Annotated in this window: 15 protein-coding genes; 12 read left to right on the plus strand and 3 right to left on the minus strand. The window is 38.0% G+C overall.

Annotated elements, in window-relative coordinates:
• Nucleotides 1–90: 90 nt before the first annotated feature.
• The 5 genes from polA (at nucleotide 91) to MM213_RS15390 (ending at nucleotide 5,979) form a co-directional block, all read left to right on the plus strand.
• Nucleotides 91–2,913 carry a DNA polymerase I gene (gene polA, locus MM213_RS15370; RefSeq protein ID WP_241413681.1) on the plus strand — a complete coding sequence of 941 codons (2,823 nt, stop codon included), beginning with the start codon at nucleotides 91–93 and terminating at the stop codon, nucleotides 2,911–2,913.
• Between the two features lie 125 nt (nucleotides 2,914–3,038).
• Nucleotides 3,039–3,503: a nucleotidyltransferase substrate binding protein gene (locus MM213_RS15375; RefSeq protein WP_241413682.1), complete on the plus strand. Its 465-nt coding sequence runs from the start codon at nucleotides 3,039–3,041 to the stop codon at nucleotides 3,501–3,503.
• A complete protein-coding gene (locus MM213_RS15380) occupies nucleotides 3,487–3,813 on the plus strand; it encodes a nucleotidyltransferase domain-containing protein (RefSeq protein WP_241413683.1) in 327 nt (108 codons plus the stop codon). The genes MM213_RS15375 and MM213_RS15380 overlap by 17 nt, the downstream gene beginning before the upstream one ends.
• Before the next feature lie 240 nt (nucleotides 3,814–4,053).
• Nucleotides 4,054–5,430, plus strand: a complete 1,377-nt coding sequence (radA, locus tag MM213_RS15385) for a DNA repair protein RadA (RefSeq protein WP_241413684.1) — start codon at nucleotides 4,054–4,056, stop codon at nucleotides 5,428–5,430.
• 63 nt (nucleotides 5,431–5,493) lie between these two features.
• On the plus strand, nucleotides 5,494–5,979 hold the full coding sequence (locus tag MM213_RS15390) for a KilA-N domain-containing protein (protein ID WP_241413686.1): 486 nt from the start codon (nucleotides 5,494–5,496) through the stop codon (nucleotides 5,977–5,979).
• Nucleotides 5,980–6,241: 262 nt separating this feature from the next.
• On the opposite strand, the gene MM213_RS15395 is transcribed toward MM213_RS15390, so the two are convergent.
• Complete coding sequence (locus MM213_RS15395; protein ID WP_241413688.1) at nucleotides 6,242–7,342, minus strand: BamA/TamA family outer membrane protein; 1,101 nt, start codon at nucleotides 7,340–7,342, stop codon at nucleotides 6,242–6,244.
• 100 nt (nucleotides 7,343–7,442) lie between these two features.
• A complete protein-coding gene (locus MM213_RS15400) occupies nucleotides 7,443–8,375 on the minus strand; it encodes a hydrogen peroxide-inducible genes activator (RefSeq protein ID WP_241413690.1) in 933 nt (310 codons plus the stop codon).
• Between the two features lie 143 nt (nucleotides 8,376–8,518).
• Here MM213_RS15400 and MM213_RS15405 point away from each other — a divergent pair, with 143 nt between their 5' ends.
• The 6 genes from MM213_RS15405 (at nucleotide 8,519) to MM213_RS15430 (ending at nucleotide 14,707) form a co-directional block, all read left to right on the plus strand.
• Nucleotides 8,519–9,550, plus strand: a complete 1,032-nt coding sequence (locus MM213_RS15405) for a Fe(3+) ABC transporter substrate-binding protein (protein ID WP_241413692.1) — start codon at nucleotides 8,519–8,521, stop codon at nucleotides 9,548–9,550.
• A gap of 9 nt (nucleotides 9,551–9,559) precedes the next feature.
• On the plus strand, nucleotides 9,560–11,197 hold the full coding sequence (locus tag MM213_RS15410) for an ABC transporter permease (protein ID WP_241413694.1): 1,638 nt from the start codon (nucleotides 9,560–9,562) through the stop codon (nucleotides 11,195–11,197).
• Nucleotides 11,198–11,217: 20 nt separating this feature from the next.
• The gene (locus tag MM213_RS15415; protein WP_241413695.1) at nucleotides 11,218–12,255 is read left to right on the plus strand and encodes an ABC transporter ATP-binding protein; all 1,038 of its coding nucleotides are present in this window, start codon (nucleotides 11,218–11,220) and stop codon (nucleotides 12,253–12,255) included.
• Between the two features lie 195 nt (nucleotides 12,256–12,450).
• Nucleotides 12,451–13,764, plus strand: coding sequence for a Gfo/Idh/MocA family protein (locus MM213_RS15420; RefSeq protein ID WP_241413697.1), 1,314 nt, complete (start codon nucleotides 12,451–12,453; stop codon nucleotides 13,762–13,764).
• Between the two features lie 70 nt (nucleotides 13,765–13,834).
• Nucleotides 13,835–14,281: a MarR family winged helix-turn-helix transcriptional regulator gene (locus MM213_RS15425; RefSeq protein ID WP_369413940.1), complete on the plus strand. Its 447-nt coding sequence runs from the start codon at nucleotides 13,835–13,837 to the stop codon at nucleotides 14,279–14,281.
• 3 nt (nucleotides 14,282–14,284) lie between these two features.
• A complete protein-coding gene (locus MM213_RS15430; RefSeq protein WP_241413698.1) occupies nucleotides 14,285–14,707 on the plus strand; it encodes an organic hydroperoxide resistance protein in 423 nt (140 codons plus the stop codon).
• Between the two features lie 53 nt (nucleotides 14,708–14,760).
• Here MM213_RS15430 and MM213_RS15435 read toward each other — a convergent pair whose 3' ends face one another.
• Nucleotides 14,761–15,900 (minus strand): DUF4221 family protein, encoded by a 1,140-nt coding sequence (locus MM213_RS15435; RefSeq protein WP_241413699.1) that lies wholly within the window; start codon nucleotides 15,898–15,900, stop codon nucleotides 14,761–14,763.
• Between the two features lie 502 nt (nucleotides 15,901–16,402).
• Here MM213_RS15435 and MM213_RS15440 point away from each other — a divergent pair.
• Complete coding sequence (locus MM213_RS15440; protein WP_241413700.1) at nucleotides 16,403–16,873, plus strand: hypothetical protein; 471 nt, start codon at nucleotides 16,403–16,405, stop codon at nucleotides 16,871–16,873.
• Nucleotides 16,874–16,995: the final 122 nt, after the last annotated feature.

Raw genomic sequence — 16,995 nt, forward strand, 5'->3', positions numbered from 1 at the left:
TTTTCATTATTATTTGTAATTTAGCCTTCTATACTGACCTGGGCTTTCCCATTAACTTGAATACATTTTCAACTCAAAATCCACCTTCACATGTCCTCAAAAGGAGATAAAAAGCTTTTTCTGCTTGATGCAATGGCACTTATATATAGAGCACATTTTGCATTTAGCAAAAACCCAAGAATAAATTCCAAAGGACTCAATACAGGCATTATGCTTGGTTTCACAAACACACTTTTGGAAGTGCTTGAAAAAGAGAACCCAACACACATAGCTGTTGCTTTCGACACCAAAGCGCCAACTTTCAGACACGTACAGTTTGAAGCTTACAAGGCAAATAGGCAGGCACAACCGGAAGATATTGAAATTGGTATCCCTTGGGTGAAGCAAATTGTAGAAGCTTTTGATATTCCAATTTTGGAATTGGATGGCTTTGAAGCTGATGACATCATCGGTACCATTGCCAAAAAAGCAGAAAGAACAAGTTTCCAGGTCTTTATGATGACTCCAGACAAGGATTACGGGCAATTAGTAGAAGAACATATTTTTCTTTACAAGCCTGCATTTATGGGGAACGCCGTGGACATCATGGGACCTAAGGAAGTCTGTGCAAAGTGGGATATTGAAAATGTAGACCAGGTAAGAGATATCTTAGGACTTATGGGAGATGCTGTGGATAATATTCCTGGAATCCCCGGAATTGGAGAAAAAACTGCCGTAAAACTCCTGAAGGCTTATGGGTCGATTGAGGAATTGTTGAAAAACACCCACGAACTGAAAGGGAAGCAAAAGGAAAATGTAGAAAATTTCGGACAACAAGGTTTGCTTTCCAAAGAGTTGGCAACTATTAGTCTCGATGTGCCAGTTGAATTTGACGAAGTAGCCCTAAAGTATAACGGCCCAAAAGAGGAACAATTAAAAGCACTCTTTGCAGAACTGGAATTCAGATCCTTGACTCAAAGAGTTTTTGGCGAAGCCATCAAAAAACCGAAGATAAAAGTCAGTGAACAATTGGGGCTTTTCACAGGCCCTGCACCTACAGAGGAAGAAGCAGAGTTGGAGGTGTCGGCAGAAGAAAACCCACTACCAGCAATCCAACTCCATGACAATATCCTCACATCTGCCCATGATTATCATAAAGTAGATGGAGAAAAAGCAATTTTAGAATTGATCAGCTATCTTGAGAGACAGGAGGAATTCTGCTTTGACACAGAAACTACCGCACTGAATCCAAATGAAGCTGAATTGGTAGGGCTTTCATTTGCTTACATTGCTGGGGAAGCATTTTACATCCCATTTCCAGCTGACCAAAAAGAAGCCAAAGAAAAGCTTGAGCTTTTTAGAGGGCTTTTTGAAAATGAAAAAATCACCAAAATCGGGCAAAACGTAAAGTATGACATTCTGGTTTTGAAAAACTATGGAATGGAAGTCAAAGGAAAATTCTACGACACCATGCTTGCCCACTACCTGATAGAGCCCGAAGGGAAACATTCCATGGATTGGCTTGCCCAGCAATATTTGAATTACAAGCCTGTTTCCATAGAATCCTTAATTGGCAAAAAAGGGAAAAATCAAGGGAATATGCGGGATGTAGATGAAGATGAAGTGACGGCTTATGCAGCAGAAGATGCTGATATCACCTTGAAACTCAAGCAGACTTTTGATCCTATGATCAAAGAGAATGGCTTGGAAAAACTACTCCATGAAGTAGAAAACCCACTTATCAATGTCTTGGCTGCAATGGAATTTGAAGGGGTACGAATTGATACTGAGAGTTTGGCAGAATTGTCGGGTATCTTAGAAGAAGAAAGCAAAGCCATAGAGCAGCGCGTGTATGAATTGGCTGGAGAAGAGTTTAATCTAGCATCACCAAAACAACTTGGGGAGATTCTTTTTGTAAAGCTTGCATTGGACCCAAAGGCAAAAAAAACCAAAACAGGCCAATTCGCAACCGGTGAGGAAGTGTTGAGCAAAATGGCTGGAGAGCACGAAATTGCAGCCGCCATCTTGGAATATAGGCAAATGGTAAAGCTCAAATCCACTTATGTGGATGCTTTACCTACCATGATCAATCCCAAGACAAACAGAATCCATACTACTTACAATCAATTTGTAGCAGCAACAGGAAGGCTATCATCTATCAATCCAAACCTTCAAAATATCCCAATCAGAACAGAAAGAGGAAGAGAGATTCGAAAAGCATTTGTTCCAAGGGATGAAAACCACGTGATTTTGGCGGCTGATTACTCTCAGATAGAATTGAGAATAATGGCCTCATTTGCAAAGGATGAATCCATGATAGAGGCATTCAAAAACGGCAGGGATATCCACGCTACTACTGCAGCCAAAATCTTCCAAGTTCCATTGGAAGAAGTTACTTCAGACATGCGAAGGAAGGCAAAAACAGCCAACTTTGGAATTATTTATGGAATTTCTGTATTTGGGCTCTCCCAAAGGCTAAGTATACCAAGATCAGAAGCCAAAGAAATCATTGATTCTTATTTCAAAGAGTTTTCAGCTGTAAAAGAATATATGGATGGCTGTATAGAAAAAGCTAGAAAAAATGAATATGTAGAGACGATTTTGGGAAGAAGAAGATACCTGAGAGACATCAATAGCAGAAACCAAACAATGCGTGGGTTTGCTGAACGAAATGCCATCAATGCACCCATACAAGGATCTGCTGCAGACATGATCAAAGTCGCAATGATCCAAGTTCATAATTGGATGATCCAAGAAAAATTGAAGTCCAAAATGATTCTTCAGGTACATGATGAATTGGTTTTCGACGCCCACAAAGATGAAGTGGAGCTTCTAAAAAAAGAAATTCCAAAGATCATGTCCAATGCTGTAAAAATAACTGTGCCGTTGGAAGTGGAAGTTGGACTAGGTAAAGATTGGTTGGAAGCACACTAATTGAGAAGAAAGCAGGAAGGTTGGATTGCGAAGTGAGAAGCGAAGATGCAATCAAACCCGAATTGGCCCGCCTCGCGTCAGACAGGGTTGAACTTCTTCATTTAACAGAAAAAATTTAAACAAACATGAAAGAAGACATCAGATGGGAACAACGCTTCTCAAATTTCAAAAAAGCATTGAAAAAGCTCACAGACGCTGTTGATTTTATTCATAAAAACCTTGAGGAAGATGCTGATAAGGATGTTAATGATGTTTTGAATGAGATGATAAAAGAAGGTTTGATACAACGTTTTGAATATACCCACGAATTAGCTTGGAATCTAATGAAGGATTATGCTTCATATCAAGGAATACAAATGATAGGGGGAAGCAGAGACGCAACTAGAGAAGCCTTTCAACTTCAATTAATAGAAAATGGAAAAGTTTGGATGGATATGATAGGAAGTAGAAACAAGACCTCCCATACATATAACAACAAAACTGCTGAGGAGATTTATTTTAAGATTTTAAATGAATACCACGAAGCTTTCATTGATTTTGAAAGAAATATGGAATCAAAAAAAAATGGCAATAATGATCAATTCAGCTGACAAAATAAACTGCGGCTTAGATCTGGAAGACATTCAGAAAATTCAAAGCGTGTTTTCTGATTTTATGGAAGTCGCTATGGTTAAAATTTATGGATCCAGGGCAATGGGAAATTTCAAGCCTGCATCAGATATTGATTTATGCTTATTTGGTGAAAAACTAAACCTTACCACACAACAAGAAATAGAATTTGCATTGGATGACCTTATGCTTCCATACAAATTTGATGTTTCTACTTATCATGATATATCAAATCCTGACTTATTAGGACATATTGATAGAGTAGGTAAAGTGTTTTATAGTAAGAATTGATAATCCCTAAGCTCCAGAAACCTTTCAGGTTTTATTAATTGAGATGCTGTTTTCTATTGGACTAGCAAGTGATAAAAAGAAGATTTTCTTTTTGTCAATCAACCTTTTACAGTCATTTACTGCGGATTTCGGATAATTCCCAATTCAACGGCCTCCAAAACACTTCATTAACAACCCAATAAGCTAATCCTAAATCAAATCCCACTAATCTAAAATCTACCCTTTAAAATCTAAAATTAAATGGCCAAAACCAAAACAACTTTCTTCTGTCAAAACTGTGGTGCTCAAAGCCCTAAGTGGCTTGGCAAGTGCCCTTCATGTGGAGAATGGAATACCTATGTGGAAGAAGTGGTGCAGAAAGAAGAAGTAGGTCGTGGTTCATGGAAGCAAGGTGGTGCAAAGGAAAAGCGAGCCAGTGTACCAAAGAGATTGCAAGAAATAAATTTTGAGGATCAACCGAGATTGATTACGCATGATGCCGAATTGGATCGTGTTTTGGGAGGTGGGATTGTTGCTGGATCTTTGGTTTTGATTGGTGGCGAGCCTGGGATAGGAAAGTCCACCTTGATGCTCCAAATCGCCCTGATGCTCAATCAGACAAAGATCCTTTACGTATCTGGTGAAGAGAGCGAATCGCAGATAAAAATGCGTGCAGAACGAATGCCTCTCAAATCCGAAAATTGCTATGTACTTTCTGAAACCAATACACAATCCATTTTTCAACAGATAGAAGTCCTCAATCCTGATGTGCTGGTAATTGATTCCATCCAAACACTCCACAGCAAACATGTGGAATCAGCAGCTGGATCAGTAAGTCAGGTGCGGGAATGTACAGCAGAGTTGATGAAATTTGCCAAAGAAACTGGCACTCCAGTATTTTTGGTAGGTCATATTACAAAAGACGGTGCGATAGCTGGTCCAAAGGTTCTTGAACACATGGTAGATACAGTGCTGCAATTTGAGGGTGACAGACATCTGACTTATAGAATTCTCAGAACTTCAAAAAATCGATTTGGCTCAACACACGAATTGGGGATATATGAAATGCGTGCTGAGGGACTTCGGCCAGTAGCAAATCCTTCTGAGATTTTGCTTACCCAAAGGGAAGAATTGCTCAACGGAGTTGCCATCGGTGCAATGATGGAGGGAAACAGACCTCTTTTGATTGAGATTCAATCTCTAGTAAGTCCCGCCACTTACGGCACACCACAACGAAGTAGTACAGGGCATGATGCCAAGCGACTCAATATGCTTTTGGCTGTCTTGGAAAAAAGAGGCGGAATGCGCCTTGGTCAGCAAGATGTTTTCTTGAATGTTGCAGGGGGCTTAAGGGTGGACGATCCCGCATTGGATTTGGCGGTTTGTGCTTCTTTGATTTCTTCCTACGAAGACACACCTGTTCCTGCAGATTTATGCTTTGCTGGAGAAGTAGGTTTGGGTGGGGAAATCAGAGCAGTACATCGTATCGAAAACAGGATAGCGGAAGCCGAAAAATTGGGATTCAAAAGAATCATGGTTTCCAAATATGCCGTAAAAGGCATGGATATGGCCAAATACTCCATCAAAGTCATCCAAGTAAGCAAGCTAGAAGAAATGTATCAGGGGTTGTTTTCTTAGAGCTCAAAATTTCCGATCTTGAGGAAGATAATTTTTCAAGAATCTTTTTTAAAGTAGAAGACAATGGCTAAAAACAAAAAAATAAATGTAAAAGGGACAGAAATCACTTTAATCCTAAGCGATCAAAACGATTACATTTCAATTACCGACATAGCAAGATTTAAAGACTCTTCAAGTACTGATATTATTATTCAAAACTGGATGAGAAATAGAAACACAGTAGAGCTTTTAGGTTTCTGGGAGGTAATGTACAACCCGAATTTTAAACCCTTCGAATTCGAGGGGTTTAGAAAATTAGCGGGATTAAACAGTTTCGTTCTGACGCCAAAGCGATGGATAGAAACCACAAATGCTATTGGAATCATCTCTAAACCGGGAAGATATGGAGGAACATATGCGCATAAGGATATTGCTCTTGAATTTGCTTCATGGATCTCTATAGAATTCAAGCTTTATATAATCAAGGAGTTTCAACGACAAAAAGAAGATGAAAATGAAAGACTTAAGCTTGAATGGAACTTTCAGCGCACTTTGGCTAAAGTAAACTAAACAAACAAAAAATTGATATCTCCCTTTTGATAGAGAAATCAAAAGCAGTTTTAATCCAACTTCCAAATTACAAACCTACCTACCTTGCGCTTTCCCTAGAAGAAATGTAATACTAAAAAGCTAGGGAAATCGATTTTACCCCAAGAACCCTTCAAGGGTTTGTTATAAAAAGATTTTTATTGAATAAAATATTTTATTTGCTTTCAAATAGGTTAACCCTTAATGGGTCTTTTCTAAAGATTGTTAAACACGGATTCCCTGATCAAAATGCTTCCCCTATAAACAAGTAAAAACCGGATCCCTCTTTGGTCAAAGCATAATCAATTCTGGTGTAAATATCCTTCTTAGGGAACAACAAAAATCTCAAGCCACCACCGGCAGACCAAGCGACTTTATTGAGGTTCAGATTTTCAAAATTTGGAAAAACTGTGGCAACTCCTCCAAAAACAGCTGCACCTATCCTATCCGTAAATCCCAAAGGAAGTGGCAAAAACCTAAATTCTGCTTGTGTCGCCAATTGATTATTGTCCCTAAATCGTCCTGTGTAATAACCTCGCATCATCGATTCTCCTCCCATCAATGCCAGTTGATTGAATGGCACATCTCCGGAATTGAAATGACCTAGTAATTGAGCAGCAAAAACTGTGTTTTTGCTAATTGATCTATAATATCTCGTATCTGAAATAACAGAATTGAATCCAAAAGTACTGATGGCAGATGAATAGCGCAAATAAGCCAATTCTGAGAAAAACCCATCTCTTACATTCAGCACATTGTGCCTATTATCATAAACTAAACCTGCGCCAATACCAATGTTTGTGGAGCCTTCACTTCCTCGTGGCAAAGGAAAAGTGGGATTATCGGGTGCTAATCTAAAGTCAGTACCTGCCAGTCTCTGAAAATCCACTTCCAAACCAAAAAATAAGTTGTTCTTGATTTTTCTAAGTACTCTTTCTTTGATCAGTATTTGATTTGCATCTACCAAAGCAAGGTATTCTGATGGAGAATCCATTCCGATTCCATAATACTTGAGGGGGAAACTCTGAAATCTCAATCTTCCCAAAAAGAACCACTTGCTCTGATCTGTGTAGATCGCGTGGTCAAACCAAAGACCATATTGATTCTCTAGAGTCACAAAAGTAAACCCATTGATTTCACTGAGTCTGTTTGTGGTATCCCTATTTGCATAATAAACATATAGAGAAGATAATCCTATTTCCCAGCTTGTCTCTGGGGCATAAGCAAGTGTGGGGTATATCAAAAACTGCGGCTTACTGATATCCGAAGTATCATTGACCAGGCTGTTGACATATTTTCTGAAAAATGACTGCCCAAAGCTACTAGCGTTTGATCCTAAGATCATCAAACAGATCAATAAAGCAAAGGGGGTTTTTATCATAGAAAACAGAAACGAAAGGAGCAGAAAAGAGTTTCCGCTTAGCGACATCGAAATTAATGAAAATTTATTTGAATCTGACGATTTTCCCGTGTGCTTTTGATGTCATTTCTTGAGGGATCGAAGCCGTAATTTCATTGTAGAGTAGCGCTACAAGTTTTTGTTTGAGAAAACTCCTTGTCAAAACGATGCTAACTTCTCTAGTAGGCTCTTCTCCTTCAAAGGATCTCAATCTGTTTTTTTCATTTTCAGTCATATAAAAAGTCGCCAACTCAGGTAACAAAGTTACTCCTTTGTATTCATTGACCATATACTTCAAGCCTTCCAATGAACCACTTTCATAGTGGAAATTCATTTTTTGGAATTTTGCTTTATTACAAAAATTCAACACTTGATCCCGAAAGCAATGTCCTTGCTGCAAAACCCACATATCAGTACTCTCAAAATCTAACACACTGATCGTCTTCTTTGAAAGCAGAGGATGTCCTTCAGAAAGATAGGCGTAGAACTTTTCATAAAACATAGGTTTTTCCAACAGCCCACTTTCTTCTAAGGGCGTAACAACTATACCGAGGTCGAGCTCATCGTTTTTCAATTTTCTGATGATTTCCTCAGTTACCATTTCTTCTACTTGAAGCTGTACATTAGGATATTTTTCTATAAAATTCCTAATAAATCTATGCAAAAGGTAAGGTGCTAAAGTAGGTATTATACCAAGCTTGATAACTCCGCTTATATCTCCCTTGAGTTGTGCTACGATCTCGTATATCCCTTTGCTGTGTGAGACTACTTTTTTGGCTTGTTCAATGATTTGAGCACCCGATTCAGTTGGGATTACGGGCATTTTTGACCTATCAAAAATAATAACTTCAAGCTCCTTTTCTAGTTTATTAACTTGGGCACTTAATGTGGGCTGGGTCACAAAGCATGATTCAGCAGCATTTCCAAAATGCCTGAACTTATCTATCGCTAAAATATATTCCAGTTGTTGGATTGTCATTATTTATTCCTGATCTAAAATCTGAAAAACCATTATTTTCACCTCTCATCAGAAGCCTGATGCAAATATAAAAATCTTTTTCTTTTTATTTAGATTTGATTTAAATAATGATTAATTTTGGCTCGTCAAACAAAAAAATCAATATGAAAAACTTCCTCAAAGCAGTTTCTTTAGCCTTAATCGCAGGATTTCTCTATTCATGTGGAGGATCTTCTGAAAGCAAAAATGAAGTAAACGTATATACACATAGGCATTACGAAGCAGATCAAAAGCTCTTTGATATGTTTACAGAAAAAACCGGCATCAAAGTAAATGTCGTAAGTGCAAGTGCGGATGAATTGATTCAAAAATTAGAGTTGGAAGGCGCCAATTCACCAGCTGACGTCTTGATCACAGTTGATGCAGGAAGGCTTCAGAGAGCAGTTGACAAAGATTTGGTACAGCCAATTTCATCTTCTACTTTAGAAACAAACATTCCATCCAAGTTCAGAGATCCTGAAAACAGATGGTTTGGCTTAACCTATAGAGCAAGGATATTTGCTTATAGTAAAGAGAGGGTGAATCCAGAGGAGTTGTCCACTTATGAAGCTTTGACAGAAGAAGCTTGGAAAGGAAGAGTCTTGACAAGATCCTCCGAAAACATATATAACCAATCCTTATTGGCATCAATCATTGCCCATAACGGAGAGGAAGCTGCTCAAAATTGGGCTTCAGGGCTATTGGCTAATATGGCAAGAGACCCCAAAGGAAGCGATAGAGATCAAGTAAAAGCTGTAGCTTCAGGAGAAGGAGATGTAGCTATAGTAAACACCTATTATATTGGTATCATGTTGAATGACTCCAATGAAGAAGAAAGAAAAGCTGCAGAAAAAGTCGGATTGTTCTTCCCAAATCAAGATGATAGAGGTACACACATAAATATCTCTGGTGCTGCAGTTACAAAATATGCACCAAACAAAGAAAATGCGACGGCATTGATTGAGTTTTTGTCTGAAGTAGAAGCACAAAATTTCTTGGCAAGCATAAATTTCGAATATCCAGTAAACAAATCAGCTGAATTTTCAGATTTGTTAAAAGAATGGGGAGAATTTAAAGCAGACGAAATCAATTTATCAGAACTTGGTAAATACAACAAAGATGCAGTAGTTGTCTTTGACCGTATTGGATGGAAATAAAGAGAAGCGTTGGAAATCATTGATAAAAAGTATTATTGGTGGAATAAGTGGACTGGTTTTGCATTGCTGATTTTATTGGTAGTAGCCACACCACTTTTCACTATTTTATTCAAACTATTTACAAGCCCGGGAGGTAGTTGGTCACATATAGCCAACAACCTCCTTTTTGGGTATTTTCAAAACACCCTCCTAATCCTACTAGGAGTGGCATTCAGTACCTTTGTCCTTGGTGTGACTACAGCTTGGCTAGTTTCCAGCTACGAGTTTCCTGGAAGAAAGTATTTTGAATGGCTGCTGATTTTGCCACTTGGATTTCCTGGGTATATCATGGCATATACTTATGTGGGACTTCTCGATTACACTGGCCCCATTCAGACATTCCTAAGGAATTCATTTGGAATTCAAATTAAAGGCAGTCTCATAGATATCATGAACCTGCCTGGAGCAATCTTCATCTTGTCTATCACTTTATTTCCTTACGTATTTTTGATAGCTAGGTCATCATTTTTGCAGCAATCCAAAACAATGCAGGAAGCTTCCTCTCTCTTGGGAGCAAATCGTGCAAAAACTTTTTTCAAAGTAGCACTACCTATGGCAAGACCAGCAATCGTAGCTGGAATAGCACTTGCTTCGATGGAAGTTTTGAATGATTACGGAACAGTCAAATATTTTGGTGTAAACACATTTACCACCGGGATATTCAGAGCTTGGTTTTCTATGGGCGATGCTACTACAGCCATCTATCTAGCCGCGATTTTGATGGTTTTTGTTTTTGCCTTATTATACTTAGAATCTATCCAAAGAGGAAATCGGCAATATTCATCTGTCAACGGACTCAATAAGCCACAAGCAAGAAAAGAGGTTTCTACCAAAAGCAAATTTCTCTACACAGGGATATGCACCATGCTCTTTTTGATCAGTTTCTTTATTCCTTTTTTACAGTTACTCCAATGGGTGTTTATGACTTATGAAAAAGTAGTCAATCAAGAATTCTTCTTATTGATATTTAGAAGTTTTGGGCTTGCAGCGCTTGTTGGGGTTTTGGTTGTCTTTTTTTCCATTATTCTACTCTATGCACTGCGACTTAGTCCATTCAAATGGGTCAAGAGCATTACAAAAATTGCAACATTGGGTTATGCCATACCTGGTGCAGTCATCGCAGTTGGAGTAATGATTCCGCTACTTTCATTTGATAAATGGATATATGACACAATATTGTCTTCTAGAGTTGCAGGACTTTTCCTGTCCGGAACGCTGTTCGCGTTGACTTTTGCCTATATCGTAAGATTTATGGCAGTAGGCTACAACCCAGTAGAATCTGGTTTTCAAAAAATAGGGATTCATGTAAACGAAGCCAGTAGATTACTGGGAATCAGAAGTTCTAAAACACTTTGGAAAATAGATCTTCCACTCATTAAATCCAGTTTGTTCTCAGGTATATTGTTGGTTTTTGTAGACGTGTTGAAAGAATTACCTTTAACTTTGATCCTTCGTCCTTTCAATTACCAAACTTTGGCAACCAAAGCCTTTGACATGGCGACCAACGAGATGATTGCAGAATCTGCGAACGCCGCTTTAATCATTATTTTGACTGGGATTATCCCGATCATCTTCCTTAACCGGATGATCAAAAAAAGAGAAATATAAGTTTACATATTATTATAAAGATGCCAATCTTATCACTTCAACATATCAACAAGAAATATGGCCAAGCCAAAGACTTTGCTGTCAATGATATTTCCTTCAATGTAACTGAAGGGGAGATATTAGCTTTGGTTGGTGAAAGTGGGTCTGGCAAGACAACGCTATTGAGACTGATTGCCGGATTGGAGCATCCAGACCAAGGAAGCATTTCGCTTTCCGGTCAAGTGATCGTAGAAGGCAAAAAAACAGTACCTGCCCATGCAAGAAAAGTCGGAATGGTCTTTCAAGATTATGCACTTTTCCCACATTTGACGATTTTGGAAAATGTCATGTTTGGGATCCAAAAATCTAAAGGAAATCGAGCGCAAATCGCCAAAGAAACTTTGCAGTTGGTTGGTTTGAATGAAGATTTCAACAAATATCCACACCAACTATCAGGTGGACAGCAGCAACGTGTGGCTTTGGCGAGGGCTATAGCTCCAAACCCAAGAATTCTCTTGATGGATGAGCCTTTCAGTAACTTGGACGCCATGCTCAAGGATCAAGTTCGTGAAGAAATACGTCAAATCATCAAAAAAACAGGCATTACAGCAATTTTTGTTACACATGACACAAAGGATGCACTCTCCACGGCAGATAGGGTTGCCATTTTGCATAAAGGCTTTTTGCAACAAATAGATATTCCAAAAGTCCTTTATGAAAATCCAATCAATCCTTATGTAGCTAATTTTTTTGGAAAAAGGAATGAGATATTGGCTACACCTAGTGAAGATGGGTTTTATACCTCGTTTGGGTTTATTGCAGACGTTGAAGCCAAGAATTATAAAGCTGCAGTCAAACTTCTTTTTAGACCAGAACATGGAGAGGTGGTCCAACGCAAAGGGCAACAACTCAGTGGTAAAATAGTCAAAGTATCGTACTTTGGTAGCCATCAGTTGGTGAAAATTTCTGATGATGAGGGGTTTCGTGTTACCATCAGAACCAATCCTGGAAGAGTCTTTGATGAATCGGAAAGAGCTTTTTTCTATTTGTGGAAATATGATATTGAGGAGGCATTCTAAGATCAATTTGTATATTTAATAGAGTTCAAATATCAGGCAATCAAGACTTGGGCAGACATGCTTTGACTATGGTATCCGAAATGGCCTAATGACCATATCTTTCATTGTACTTTTTCAGATCTCAACTTTATATGTTATTATTAAGAATTGCTTTGAAAAAAATCATTGCAGAACCCACTCTCAAACCGATAACCCATGAACCAAAAAAAGAAAGATTCATCACGTAGAAAATTCATAGGAAACTCTCTATTGTCGATTGCAGGACTTACAAGCCTATCCTCTTTTGCATATTCTCCATATGAAAAAAGCACCGATCCAAAAGATATCCATCAAGTAAGGCTCGGATTTATAGGTGTTGGACAGCAGGCGATGGGCATTCTCAACGGCATGATGAAAATACCTGGGGTTCAAGTATTGGCGTGTGCAGATGTAGATTCAGACAAGCGAGAAAGATTTCAAGTCAGAGCAACTCGGCTGACAAAAGAGAATGGCAAAGATAAGGTTGAGATTTCTACTTATGCCGATTTTAATCAATTGCTAGAAAGGGATGATATTGATGCAGTTGTCATAGCAACTCCAGACCATTGGCATGCCTTGACAGCCATAGCTGCTTGCAAAGCAGGAAAAGACATTTATCTGGAAAAACCACTTACGTTCACGATCAAGGAAGGACAGGAGTTAGTCAAAGCTGTAAGGGCAAATAGTATTGTACTAGCAGTAGGAAGCCAACAAAGATCAGAGGTGAATTTTCAACATGCTGCACATATGGTCCAAAAGGGCAAGATTGGAAAAATTGAAAAGGTATTGGTGCATGTAGGCAGTCCAGAACATCCAAAACCATACGACCTGCCAGCAGAAGAGATTCCAGCTAGTCTAGACTGGAAAACTTGGCTTGGCCCTTTGAAGCAAATACAATATAATCAGGCTTTGGCCCCAAAAATCAGCCTAAATCCAGAAACGAACGAAAAATCTTGGGCCTCATGGAGATGGTACAAGGAGACAGGTGGAGGACATATGACAGACTGGGGAGCCCACATGTTAGATATAGCGCAGTGGGGAATAGGCATGGATAGAAATGGACCTGTAAATGTAATTCCGGCATCGAATGACAACCCTCTAACTTATGAATATGCAAACGGAATAAAGATTTTTGTTGCTCCTTTTGATAAAGGCCCACAAGGAGTGCGGTTCATCGGCTCTGATGGATGGATTCAAGTGAATAGAGGTATTTTTCAATCTTCAGATGAAAGTCTAAAGCCAACACGAATCCTTCCCAAACAAGAATATTCCCACCATTATAGTGACTTCATTACATCAGTAATTTCCAGAAAAGATCCAATTGTCCCAGTAGAAGTGGGCCACAGTACATGTACGATTTGTACTATTGGCAATATAGCTGAGGAATTAAAGAGACCTCTTGCCTGGGACCCCAAGACAGAAACATTTCCTCATGATTGGGAAGCAAGTGCAAAGCTTCACTACAATTATGAAAATGGATATAAGCTATAAATCAAAAAAAACAGCATCGGTTTTTTTATTCTAGTAAAATTGTATTAAATTTAATTGTTTACAATTAAAAATGATGACAAAAGAACAAGATTTACTTTTACTTGAGAATCAGATTTGCTTCCCTTTATATGCAGCATCAAGGATGATCATTCAGGCTTACCGTGAACCTTTGGAGGAACTTGGGATTACCTATCCACAGTATTTGGTGATGATGATTCTTTGGGAAAAAGATGGTTTGGCCGTAAATGAAATAGGAAAAAGACTTTTTCTGGACTCTGGCACACTTACTCCTCTACTAAAAAGATTAGAAAGTCACAACCTGATCAAAAGGGTGAGAAGTGAAGACGATGAAAGGAAAGTTGAGATTCAACTGACTTTTCAAGGTAAATCCATGAAATCCAAAGCAGAAAAGATTCCTGCAAAAATCTTGGAGTGCCTGAACAGTTGGGAGCCTGAGACGTTAGTAAACTTTAAATCTGAAGTAAACAAATTAGTAAAAACTTTAAACCAACCTTAAAAAATGGAAAAAATCAAAATTGATTACACAGCTACAGCCGTTAATACCGGTGGCAGAAAAGGTCACGTAAAAACAGATGATGGCCAATTGGACTTTGATGTTGCAATGCCAAAAGAAATTGGAGGAACAGGTGGAAAAACCAATCCTGAACAGTTATTTGCGGCAGGCTACGCAGCTTGCTTTGGTGGTGCATTGGGTGCTGTAGCCAAAGGTGTGAAATTGGATGATGCCGAGATCACAGTGAAAGCGCATCTTGGAAAAACTGAAGCTGGTGGATTTGGCTTGGCAGTGGATATCATCTGCAAAATACCACAAGCTGGATCTTTGGAAGAAGCCCAGAAGTTGGTAGAAGCTGCCCACGAAGTATGCCCATATTCTAAAGCAACTAGAGGGAATATTGAAGTGAATGTGAAAGCAGTAGAATAAAAATAAAAGAGCCGCCAAAAAGGTGGCTCTTTTTTTATGAGTTTTTGATATAATTATTTGGAGTGAATTCCCATTTGGACAACTGCAAGTTCATCATTGATATTAAAGTCAAGCCATATTTTTGAATTTTTTACAAAAACATGCTCTGGCATCTTATTTAAAGCATCTACTTTTTCAACACCAATTGGATTGAAGGCGTCATCTAAAACTGTCAAATATACCTGATAGGTTTCTACTTTTTCTTTCCCCTTATCATCAAAAGTCGATATTCCTATTTGTGAAAACCTGTAATAAACCCTACTGTTTCTATCCCAAAGTAATTTCCCAAATGATACTTCTTTTTCAGTTTTAACTATCTCATCTTGAAAGCTCTCAAAGCTACCATGATCTATTAGATAGTTTCCAATTTTTCTATCCGCAGTCAAAACTGGATCATAAGAAATATTGATCATAGAATCAGATTTCATATCATATCTTGAAATTGTATTGAAATATTTATTGGTGAAGAGTATTTCGTTATTCAAAAATTGCATGGAAGGGCCGGTTGGATTAATCGCACCAGATCTTCCAGTCATAAAGCTAAATCTAAATTTTTTAGCATATTCGAAATCTGGAATTTTGAGCTTCTTAAGTGTTTTGGATTCAGTATCAATTATTCCTAAATAAACAAAGCCATTCGTATTTGATTCAATTTGAGTAAAAAGCTTTTTCTTATCGTCAGAAAGTATGGTAAATGGGTATAATTGTTCACCCCTTTCTAAATCATCGAAATCTAAGGTTATTGGACTGATATCAAAAATCTTTTTTCCTTCTTCGTCAAACACTCCTAATCGTTCATAACTTGACAAGACAAGTTCTCCTGTGGTATTGACCTTTATGTCACTAATAAATTCCCCTATTCCGTTAGGCCCTTCACTATCAAACTCTAAGATTTTTTCCAGCTTAAAGTCTTCAATATTTATAACCTCAACCTTTGGAGTCATACCACCAAGTTTGTATAAATGTTTCTCATCATTGCTTAATGTCGCCCCAAAAAATCCAACCTCCATAAATAGAAGTTCTTCTTTTGCATCGATCATCAATGTGTCAAAAGTAAATGTATAGGGCTTAAGTGAATGATTTGAATTCTCCAGTGACTTAGAACATGAACTAAATCCAAACAACAAAACCAGAATAGGCAAAATGCATCTCATAATTATGTCTTTTATTTTTTTCTAAAAGTAATTATTCTTATAGTATAAAAACCCAAAGACTTGTTAATGAGTCTTAAAATAGCTTAGGTTTTAAAATATATAATGGATTTAGCCACTTGTTCAAAGAGCATTTCAGGTCTGTTATTTGTTTAATGATTTTATTGTTAGCGCCATCATAGCCTATTTTTATTAAGCCTTTCGAGGGAAAATCTATCCAAAAATGGAATAACATATTCCCCAGATATGGAAGCGTAGATGCAATCTACGCTCAGGGGCAAGCACTTACTTCTCATAGGAAAAACTACAATTTACCCATCTGGTTGTAGATTGCATCTATACCTGACTTTCCCAATAATTTACAATTCCATTGTTCAGGGATTGCTTTTTGATTTTTTAAAACTATTTATTAAATTAAAACAGGTTAGATTTTTGACTCGTCTTAATATTATCAGGGATTAGATTACTTGAGTCAGATTCGAAAGCCATAAAAACTGTAGAAATAATGAAAAATAAAAAGATTCAATCAGTAAGAGCGTGGGGGGTTGGATTGCTGTTTTTGGTATTAATGATGATAGCTTCTTGTCAGGAAGATGGATTGCCCGAAGGTGAACTTAAATGTCCTGTGGAGGCGGTGGAAGGTCAGGAAGATGATGTGGTAGGGAAATGGAAGTTGGTTGAGAGAAGGACAATAAGTTTATTTAGTGGAGAGATTGAGGTCAAGGACTACTCCTGTGACAATGTTTTATACTGCTTCAAACCAGATGGAGTGTTGCAAATTAATGATAATGTTGGGGGTTGGGGATATGAAACTGGTGTTTATAATTATGAACTTATTCCTCCTGCTGAAAATGAAGATCACATTAAATTACGTATAGGTGATTTAAAATGGCCTTTTAAGATTGGGGAAAGTGAGATGACTTTAAATATGGCGCACGTCGATGGTCCAATTTCCCTCTTTTTAAGGATTGAATAATTTCCAACTCAAATTACAGCATTATGAAAAAGTTACTTTGTAATTTACCTTTCTTAGCTTTCATCTTTTTATCTACAATCGTTATTGGTCAGGAAAACCTGTTGCTCAAGAGTGTACAAGAG

The sequence above is a fragment of the Belliella alkalica genome (genome assembly GCF_022549785.1).
In the GTDB taxonomy this organism is placed as follows: domain Bacteria; phylum Bacteroidota; class Bacteroidia; order Cytophagales; family Cyclobacteriaceae; genus Belliella; species Belliella alkalica.

Bases quoted from the DNA above. Each gene is read 5' to 3' on its own strand.
- MM213_RS15375 (WP_241413682.1), top strand. From the start codon at position 3,039: ATGAAAGAAGACATCAGATGGGAACAACGCTTCTCAAATTTCAAAAAA.
- MM213_RS15390 (WP_241413686.1), top strand. From the start codon at position 5,494: ATGGCTAAAAACAAAAAAATAAATGTAAAAGGGACAGAAATCACTTTA.
- polA (WP_241413681.1), top strand. From the start codon at position 91: ATGTCCTCAAAAGGAGATAAAAAGCTTTTTCTGCTTGATGCAATGGCA.
- MM213_RS15405 (WP_241413692.1), top strand. From the start codon at position 8,519: ATGAAAAACTTCCTCAAAGCAGTTTCTTTAGCCTTAATCGCAGGATTT.
- MM213_RS15380 (WP_241413683.1), top strand. From the start codon at position 3,487: ATGATCAATTCAGCTGACAAAATAAACTGCGGCTTAGATCTGGAAGAC.
- MM213_RS15420 (WP_241413697.1), top strand. From the start codon at position 12,451: ATGAACCAAAAAAAGAAAGATTCATCACGTAGAAAATTCATAGGAAAC.
- MM213_RS15435 (WP_241413699.1), bottom strand. From the start codon at position 15,900: ATGAGATGCATTTTGCCTATTCTGGTTTTGTTGTTTGGATTTAGTTCA.
- MM213_RS15440 (WP_241413700.1), top strand. From the start codon at position 16,403: ATGAAAAATAAAAAGATTCAATCAGTAAGAGCGTGGGGGGTTGGATTG.
- MM213_RS15425 (WP_369413940.1), top strand. From the start codon at position 13,835: ATGATGACAAAAGAACAAGATTTACTTTTACTTGAGAATCAGATTTGC.
- radA (WP_241413684.1), top strand. From the start codon at position 4,054: ATGGCCAAAACCAAAACAACTTTCTTCTGTCAAAACTGTGGTGCTCAA.
- MM213_RS15430 (WP_241413698.1), top strand. From the start codon at position 14,285: ATGGAAAAAATCAAAATTGATTACACAGCTACAGCCGTTAATACCGGT.
- MM213_RS15395 (WP_241413688.1), bottom strand. From the start codon at position 7,342: ATGATCTTAGGATCAAACGCTAGTAGCTTTGGGCAGTCATTTTTCAGA.
- MM213_RS15415 (WP_241413695.1), top strand. From the start codon at position 11,218: ATGCCAATCTTATCACTTCAACATATCAACAAGAAATATGGCCAAGCC.
- MM213_RS15400 (WP_241413690.1), bottom strand. From the start codon at position 8,375: ATGACAATCCAACAACTGGAATATATTTTAGCGATAGATAAGTTCAGG.